This is a genomic window from Paenibacillus pini JCM 16418 (assembly GCF_000576305.1).
Lineage (GTDB): Bacteria > Bacillota > Bacilli > Paenibacillales > Paenibacillaceae > Paenibacillus_AQ > Paenibacillus_AQ pini.
Genome location: NZ_BAVZ01000044.1, coordinates 1 through 6460, shown reverse-complemented (window position 1 = coordinate 6460; position 6460 = coordinate 1). Strand labels below are relative to the sequence as shown.

Here is a 6460-nt window from a genome sequence, read left to right as displayed (position 1 = left end):
TATTGGTGTAAATCCATCTTCTTCATTTTGAAATTTATCTTCTTCTGCGCACTCATCAGAACACCATGATTCCCCACATTCACAGCTTACATAATCTCCTGCGTCACAATATGCATCATTACATTTACTACATGCGTACCAATCTACACCCATTTTTATAATCTCCTTTTTTATACTTCAAATGATATTTTATGTATATTATTGCTTATACTCGTAGGAATATATAACTCGTCCGTATTTTCGTCCTAGTTCATTAACAATCTCTGATACTTGGTTCCAATCTCCACCTGCATTGTAACATCCCATCTTATATGGAATCCCAATTTTTATTCGAAAGCCTTTTTTCTCTAATATGTCTACACCATTTAGCATTTCTTCAATTGCTGAAGCTAGTTTTTCATAATCGGTATATCGTTTATCTCTTCCATATCTGAACTGACCATATAAGTTTACAATCACTTTAGATCTATCTATTGTATATGTACTTGAGCATCTGCCAAATTTCAAATGGGCTTTTTCATAAACATTCATATTTAGAAACAATTTATTTTCAACTAGTTTTTTTACATAGTTCTTGTCTGCTTCAAAAGCTTCTGGATATTTTCTCTTAATTAATTTTGCAATTCCAGCGCCCATTGTCTCAAAGCAATTAGCTTGATGACAAATAATAGTACAATCACTTAACAACAAATCCTCTTTTATATGAATTAGATTATCTATGTTTTCACCATCCCTTCGATCAATAGATAGAGTGAATTTCATATATTATGCGCTATTCAATTTCTTGTTTAATAAGCAATTTCATTGTTGATTCATTCTTTAAATACAATGTTAATTCAGTGCAGTAGTCATCTGTCGTTTTACTCTCTTTTACTGATACAATCGATGCACCTTCAAGATTAGGAACACCAAAATATAAATCACGTCCACCAATTGAAGTTCTTGCGATTAGAGTATTCAATTAATACCACCCTTTCTATTTGTTTAAAACGACAATTTCACACACTATGTATACTACAAAATCCTTCTACAAAAATCTTGAAATTAATATACAGTTCTTCAATACTGTCAGCGGAATTCTCTACTGAAGCAGAACCAAAGAATATGGACTTATTAAACGTTTTTGAAAGATCGTTATTCTCCATATACTCTGTGAAACATTGAAGCATTTCCCTTAAATATTCACACTCGCCTTTTCGACCACCAAACATATAAGCAGTTTCAACACTTAGAAAATATTCTTTTTTATCTCTATCATATGTAATATCAATACTATTCGCAGTGTAAAGTGAATTATTGTTGCCAGATGTATCATTTAAGCCATATGTTCCCCATATATGTTTAAGCGATCCGCAGTTGTATTCATTATCTTCATAGTCTCCATAAAGTTTCTTATATTTTTGTATTTGTAGTTTATGCTTAATGTTCTCAACTCTAACATGAATCCACCATTTTAATTTATTGAATGTTGTCAGAATAGTCATCCCTTCTTTCCTAAAAGTAAGTCTTACTTTAAAATCACAAATATTAATAATGCTAATATCAAAGCAATTACGTTATCAATAGCTCTTGGCATGATATGACCATAGATGATTTTTTCAGCAATCATCCACAAAATACCGATTACTAGATATAGTATTAACACAAAAACTATATCAAATAATAATTGATTCATATTAAACCCTCCTTATGAGGTTCTTCACTACTATTGCTCATAGCAGCTTAAACAAAGATGATAATGATAAAATACCCCACCTGACATACCTGTATGATACGCACTACCATCACCAACAGGTATTGTTTCATTGCAACTAATACAAAACCACTCTTTTTTATTCTTAATCTGTAATCTAACTCGTAAAACTCGATCTTCTGCATATGTATTGTATTGATATAACTTCTGTAAATTTTCATCGTTATTTAAAAATACTGTCATTGTTGTCTCATTAATTTAATTTTATTTATCATCTCTTTTGCTCGTGTATCAATAATTGGACTAAGTGGTCTTAATGATTTAATAATAGATTCCTGAATCACTTCAGATGCACCACATAAAGATCCATAATCGAAGGCAGCCTCAAATACTTGAATCGCCAATTCTGTAGATTCCTTATCTAGTCTCATATCCTCAATGTATTCCCTGAATGCATGTGTACACTTTACTTTAAAGGCATATCATATTGCCTCCATTTCTAATGATTAAAAAGAACTTGAAAAGATTGAGTTTATTAATCATCATATATGCATGAAATCATGGTTTTAAGTATTATCGAAAATAACTGTCCAGCTCAATTAATAGCTTCTCTGCATCTTCATTTGAGATATTGTCCATTTCATTCAATCTTCCCATGACTCTTTCACTCTGCTGATTTTAAAATTATCATTATCTTTGATGTCGAAACCCAGTTTGGTGCATTTTTCAATTTCAAAATAATCCTGCTCAAACTCATACTTAGTATCGCAGCATGGACAATTCAGCCAAATGGTTTGTCCTCCACTATCTGCATCGATTGCACGTAATGTTCCATCGTCATTTATTTTATATTGTGTCGTTTCACCCTCTTCAACATATAAAATAAGCTCTATATCTTCGTGCTCACTTTTATAGAGTTCGATGCATTCAGGGTCTTTACATTTTAATTTTTTCATTCACTTCCCCTTTTCTGCGTAAAATGCTGATTTCATTAAAATACTCTCCGAAGTCTATTATGCTGCCATTGCTCACATAGACCTTCTTCTTCCATACGATTAATGATGTAGCATGCTCCATACCAATTGACAGGGAAATGATGTGACACCCAAGACAAGCTTATTGATCCATTAAGTTTTGCTTTTTTGGCCACATCATCATAAATGCTTTTACCTTTCTCAATTGATTCATCGATAAATTCTTGAGTTACTTCTTGCACAAACCCACTCCATTCTTTTTAAAAAATCCATATCACTAAACTAAATAGCAAATCTTTTTAGTGTGTTCACCAGAATAGCTATAAATATCACATTTAAGAATATTGTCTCTGTATACAATATTTTCGATAGAGGCACTTTGAGGGATCGTTGTCCCAAACATACCGCCTATACAAGCTTTTCGTGGAACTGAAACATTGTTTATAAATTCATTTTTGAAATCTTCCCAGCTAGACACTTCAATCACTCTAGATTGAAAATCGTGTATATGATTATCTACCATTGATAAGTTAGTTTTTATTACTTTCACCATTATAAGACCCTACCTCCTTTTACTCACTCTTGTTCAAGGAATCAAAGTTAAACGCACTCAATATCTTCAACAACCTTTCAACCTTTGGAGCTCGCCATGCTGTCATTGCATATGTATGTACTTCATCAGTGTAATGGTAATGGTTTAACTCAATGTGTTCTTTGGCCTCTTCTTTTGTGAGGAACATAGTATTTTTACGTATAAAATGTTCTTTTCTAGTTGGTACAAGATATGCATCCTCGTCACGATAGGTCTGAATCCAATCTAATGCGCTGTCAGGGCAACCAATCTCTTTAAACTCCTCCAGCTCATCCTCAGTCAAATCTTCATCTTCTTCAACATTTTTTAAATAAGAATCAATTTCGTAGGATTCTGCCGCACTCGGAAGATACACATAATACCGTTCTGCATTGCCTTCCATACAGTCAACCCATTTATAATCACCAACAACCCAAAATCGCGGTGCTGCTTGACAGTCATTTGTCTGGCTATTGAGTTCATTCTGTAGTTCCTTTAGGAACTGAATGTTATCGTTCAAACTAAAACTCCTTTCTCCAAGAAAGATCGATTTCATTTAGACATCACTTTTCAAATAATGAATGTAACTATTGGAGTCTGACGCAAACTCTGTTAGAGCCTCAACAAACCTATCTGCATTCTTAATCCCTTGATCTTCTGCAAAACACACAAGTCTCCATAAATCAATCGCATCTACTAGCGACATTGTTAGAGTAAATCTTGGATCGTTTGGTTTTGGTTTAATTTCAGTGAAATCCAATTTTGATTCTCCCTTTTTAATAAAAATCAATTTAATTTAATTTACTATCACGTTTTACTTATATACTTCAGTTATCATTGATTCAGGAAGCAGATGTCCTCCATATTGGACACCTATCAAAGTCGATAAGCCGTACCCTTTAGTGTTCATGAATTTAAACACTCCAAACTCTTCTATACACTGATAGATACTCGTTTTCCCTTTCTGAATGAAATATCAATTTCAAACTCTTGTATTTATTTTGAGTTATACGTAATGTAAAATTATGAGTAACTGGGAACATTTGTTTTCTTTTTAGTTTACAAACACAACATATTGGGGTACACTAAATAATATATTACAATATATAGTGAAAGGAGGTTTATATCATGGCTAAATCTAGTACAAGCAAAGTATCCTCATCAAAGATGTCTACAAAAGCTTCTAAAGTACTGAGAAGTAGTTCAGCAAGTAAAACTGCTAAATCGCTTGCTGGCTCTGTTCTATCTCAATCTCGCGTTGGACGAAGATAATTTATCTTAAATTCTATGAAAGGAGTCGTTGAAAATATGGCAAAGAAAATCAAAATTAATCTATCTACCAGCATGTCTAAATCTCAAATGAACCGAGAAATCAACAAAGCATCCAGAAAGTTGCAGCAAGTAATTGAACGTGACATCAAGCGTATACTTAAGTAGCATTATCTTCTTCATAACCTTTTTTCTCCTCCAGTTGACGGATAAACAACTGGAGGATTTTTTAGATACATTTCCTTATCTATCTGTGTAAAATTCACAGTTTCATGTTCATTTACTTGTGTATGGTGCGTCACCAAAATATTCTTTTTCGATTTCTACTAATGCCAATTGCTCCTCTATTGGTAACATAGCAATAGTCTCAAGCACCGTTTCATATTTATGAATCGTTTTAATTCGGTTTACACATTCTTCTTCTTGGCATGCAACAGAATTATGTATGTAAAGGTTGTGGTACATATGATGCTTCTGTTCAGCTAAATAAAGCAAGAACCGCTCTATACTATTCAAATAATTTCACTCCTTTAACTGTGCTTGAAAGTCAAGTTTCATGTGTTGTCATTTGATTTCTACTGAAATACTAAAATAATTTTGCTTGATTAGCTCAACCCTTTCGACTTCCCCACCTCGAATGTAGTTAACCAAATCAACTTCAGTACTATCCTTTGCAAGTGTTTCATTCGTCCATATGTTACCATCCTCCAGACTAATGAGTCTTATATCACCATATCCATGCCATGCCACACTGCCAGATAAGGTTCATCCTCAATCAATACCATATCACCACGCTCAACAGTCCTAAGAAATTGTGAGCCATTTTTTCTTTTGATAGTTACTTTTGACATAACAAATCCCTCCTCCTTTTAATATTAGCAATCTGTATAAAAAACTAATTTCAAAATCGATATGTTTATTTCACTGGATCATAGCGATACGAAGGGACTCTATGAAATAATTCCGCATCAAACATATCGTAACCCTGTGTGGAAAATTTCATTACAAAATCACCCTCAAAAACTATTGTTATACCATCTTCATTTTTCTCAATACGGTTAAATTTCTTACCACTAAGATGCTGACTATATAGTTCAATTTCTTTGTCATCTAACAATTCTTATTCCTCCCTTTTGACATATCAATTCCAATGTAATACTTGATTCTGTTGCCACGGATATTACGAACAGCGCGAATAAGAGCTATTGTACTTCCATTTTCAAAAGTAATTATTTTTTTTATTCATATCTTCATCTCCTATAATTTGAGTGTGCGTAAAAGAACAGTTTCATTGCCTATTTAATAAAATACCGCTTCAAATAGTCATACACACTGTAGTCATCTGGAAGACGCGCCATATGAATCAATGCATCCTCTAAATCATGTGTAAGCTCTATAATCGTTGAGTTTTTCAATTTCTGTATTTCTTCAACTGTGAATTGATCAGTCATAGATATAGTCCTCCGCTCTTCTTAGAATTTGAATTTCATTTACAGTTTTCATTAAGTAGATCACAGATCATTTTCCCATAATACTCATCGTGGACTTCAGCTATGAGTAAATCAATTTCACTATGGTTTTTAAAATCACCATTTTTCTCATATAAATATATCCCCTGTTTATCATTATCAATAAAAATTCTTTTTTTCATTTATTCCTCCAAGATGTCTTTAATTATTTGCGCAGTATCTTCCATTTCATTTTGTCTATTGACAACTACTTCATCGTAATAAGCCATGTTTAAAATCTCTGCATCATATGTATTTAGTCTATTATTAATCATTTCTTCGCTATCTCCACGAGAAGTCATTCTACTGTGTACGTCTTCTTTATTCGCATATATAAATATTGATACACAGTTATCATAAAGTTTTTTCATTTGACTCATTCCATTGTAATCACATATAAAGAAAGCATTTCCTATGTTAATTTTATCTTCAAATTCTTTTCTTG

General features: G+C 32.6%; 19 protein-coding genes and 1 pseudogene. 2 read left to right on the top strand and 18 right to left on the bottom strand.

The window, feature by feature from the left end; all coding sequences use genetic code 11:
• Positions 1 to 198: 198 nt before the first annotated feature.
• From JCM16418_RS24085 to JCM16418_RS23080, 11 genes are all read right to left on the bottom strand, one after another.
• Complete coding sequence (locus JCM16418_RS24085; protein ID WP_081765553.1) at positions 199 to 762, bottom strand: macro domain-containing protein; 564 nt, start codon at positions 760 to 762, stop codon at positions 199 to 201.
• A gap of 10 nt (positions 763 to 772) precedes the next feature.
• Positions 773 to 961: a hypothetical protein gene (locus JCM16418_RS23120; RefSeq protein ID WP_036653748.1), complete on the bottom strand. Its 189-nt coding sequence runs from the start codon at positions 959 to 961 to the stop codon at positions 773 to 775.
• A 37-nt stretch (positions 962 to 998) separates the two neighbouring features.
• Positions 999 to 1484: a hypothetical protein gene (locus JCM16418_RS23115; RefSeq protein WP_036653746.1), complete on the bottom strand. Its 486-nt coding sequence runs from the start codon at positions 1482 to 1484 to the stop codon at positions 999 to 1001.
• Between the two features lie 23 nt (positions 1485 to 1507).
• Positions 1508 to 1675 carry a hypothetical protein gene (locus JCM16418_RS25205; RefSeq protein WP_156327258.1) on the bottom strand — a complete coding sequence of 56 codons (168 nt, stop codon included), beginning with the start codon at positions 1673 to 1675 and terminating at the stop codon, positions 1508 to 1510.
• A gap of 30 nt (positions 1676 to 1705) precedes the next feature.
• Positions 1706 to 1936, bottom strand: coding sequence for a hypothetical protein (locus JCM16418_RS23110; RefSeq protein WP_036653744.1), 231 nt, complete (start codon positions 1934 to 1936; stop codon positions 1706 to 1708).
• Positions 1933 to 2124 carry a hypothetical protein gene (locus JCM16418_RS23105; protein ID WP_036653743.1) on the bottom strand — a complete coding sequence of 64 codons (192 nt, stop codon included), beginning with the start codon at positions 2122 to 2124 and terminating at the stop codon, positions 1933 to 1935. Before JCM16418_RS23105 ends, JCM16418_RS23110 begins: the two co-directional genes overlap by 4 nt.
• A gap of 213 nt (positions 2125 to 2337) precedes the next feature.
• Positions 2338 to 2649 carry a hypothetical protein gene (locus JCM16418_RS23100; protein WP_036653741.1) on the bottom strand — a complete coding sequence of 104 codons (312 nt, stop codon included), beginning with the start codon at positions 2647 to 2649 and terminating at the stop codon, positions 2338 to 2340.
• A 35-nt stretch (positions 2650 to 2684) separates the two neighbouring features.
• Complete coding sequence (locus JCM16418_RS23095; RefSeq protein WP_036653739.1) at positions 2685 to 2909, bottom strand: hypothetical protein; 225 nt, start codon at positions 2907 to 2909, stop codon at positions 2685 to 2687.
• Positions 2910 to 2944: 35 nt separating this feature from the next.
• Positions 2945 to 3220, bottom strand: coding sequence for a hypothetical protein (locus JCM16418_RS23090; protein ID WP_036653737.1), 276 nt, complete (start codon positions 3218 to 3220; stop codon positions 2945 to 2947).
• 19 nt (positions 3221 to 3239) lie between these two features.
• A complete protein-coding gene (locus tag JCM16418_RS23085; RefSeq protein WP_036653735.1) occupies positions 3240 to 3758 on the bottom strand; it encodes a hypothetical protein in 519 nt (172 codons plus the stop codon).
• A 36-nt stretch (positions 3759 to 3794) separates the two neighbouring features.
• Positions 3795 to 4028, bottom strand: a complete 234-nt coding sequence (locus JCM16418_RS23080) for a hypothetical protein (protein ID WP_158442459.1) — start codon at positions 4026 to 4028, stop codon at positions 3795 to 3797.
• Positions 4029 to 4366: 338 nt separating this feature from the next.
• Between JCM16418_RS23080 and JCM16418_RS25350 the strand changes: the two genes are divergently transcribed.
• Positions 4367 to 4510, top strand: coding sequence for a hypothetical protein (locus tag JCM16418_RS25350; RefSeq protein ID WP_162832488.1), 144 nt, complete (start codon positions 4367 to 4369; stop codon positions 4508 to 4510).
• A 36-nt stretch (positions 4511 to 4546) separates the two neighbouring features.
• A complete protein-coding gene (locus JCM16418_RS26505; RefSeq protein WP_256203080.1) occupies positions 4547 to 4675 on the top strand; it encodes a hypothetical protein in 129 nt (42 codons plus the stop codon).
• Between the two features lie 108 nt (positions 4676 to 4783).
• Here JCM16418_RS26505 and JCM16418_RS23075 read toward each other — a convergent pair whose 3' ends face one another.
• The 7 genes and pseudogenes from JCM16418_RS23075 to JCM16418_RS23065 all read right to left on the bottom strand — a co-directional run.
• Positions 4784 to 5023, bottom strand: a complete 240-nt coding sequence (locus tag JCM16418_RS23075; protein ID WP_036653731.1) for a hypothetical protein — start codon at positions 5021 to 5023, stop codon at positions 4784 to 4786.
• Between the two features lie 48 nt (positions 5024 to 5071).
• Positions 5072 to 5257 (bottom strand): hypothetical protein, encoded by a 186-nt coding sequence (locus JCM16418_RS24820; protein ID WP_148298906.1) that lies wholly within the window; start codon positions 5255 to 5257, stop codon positions 5072 to 5074.
• On the bottom strand, positions 5230 to 5358 hold the full coding sequence (locus JCM16418_RS26500) for a hypothetical protein (protein WP_256203079.1): 129 nt from the start codon (positions 5356 to 5358) through the stop codon (positions 5230 to 5232). Before JCM16418_RS26500 ends, JCM16418_RS24820 begins: the two co-directional genes overlap by 28 nt.
• A 65-nt stretch (positions 5359 to 5423) precedes the next feature.
• Complete coding sequence (locus tag JCM16418_RS23070; protein WP_036653729.1) at positions 5424 to 5624, bottom strand: hypothetical protein; 201 nt, start codon at positions 5622 to 5624, stop codon at positions 5424 to 5426.
• A gap of 178 nt (positions 5625 to 5802) precedes the next feature.
• A complete protein-coding gene (locus JCM16418_RS25200) occupies positions 5803 to 5958 on the bottom strand; it encodes a hypothetical protein (protein ID WP_156327257.1) in 156 nt (51 codons plus the stop codon).
• A 35-nt stretch (positions 5959 to 5993) separates the two neighbouring features.
• Positions 5994 to 6158, bottom strand: coding sequence for a hypothetical protein (locus JCM16418_RS25195; protein ID WP_156327256.1), 165 nt, complete (start codon positions 6156 to 6158; stop codon positions 5994 to 5996).
• Positions 6159 to 6460: pseudogene (locus tag JCM16418_RS23065) on the bottom strand (hypothetical protein); the annotation flags it as partial. It lies immediately after the preceding gene.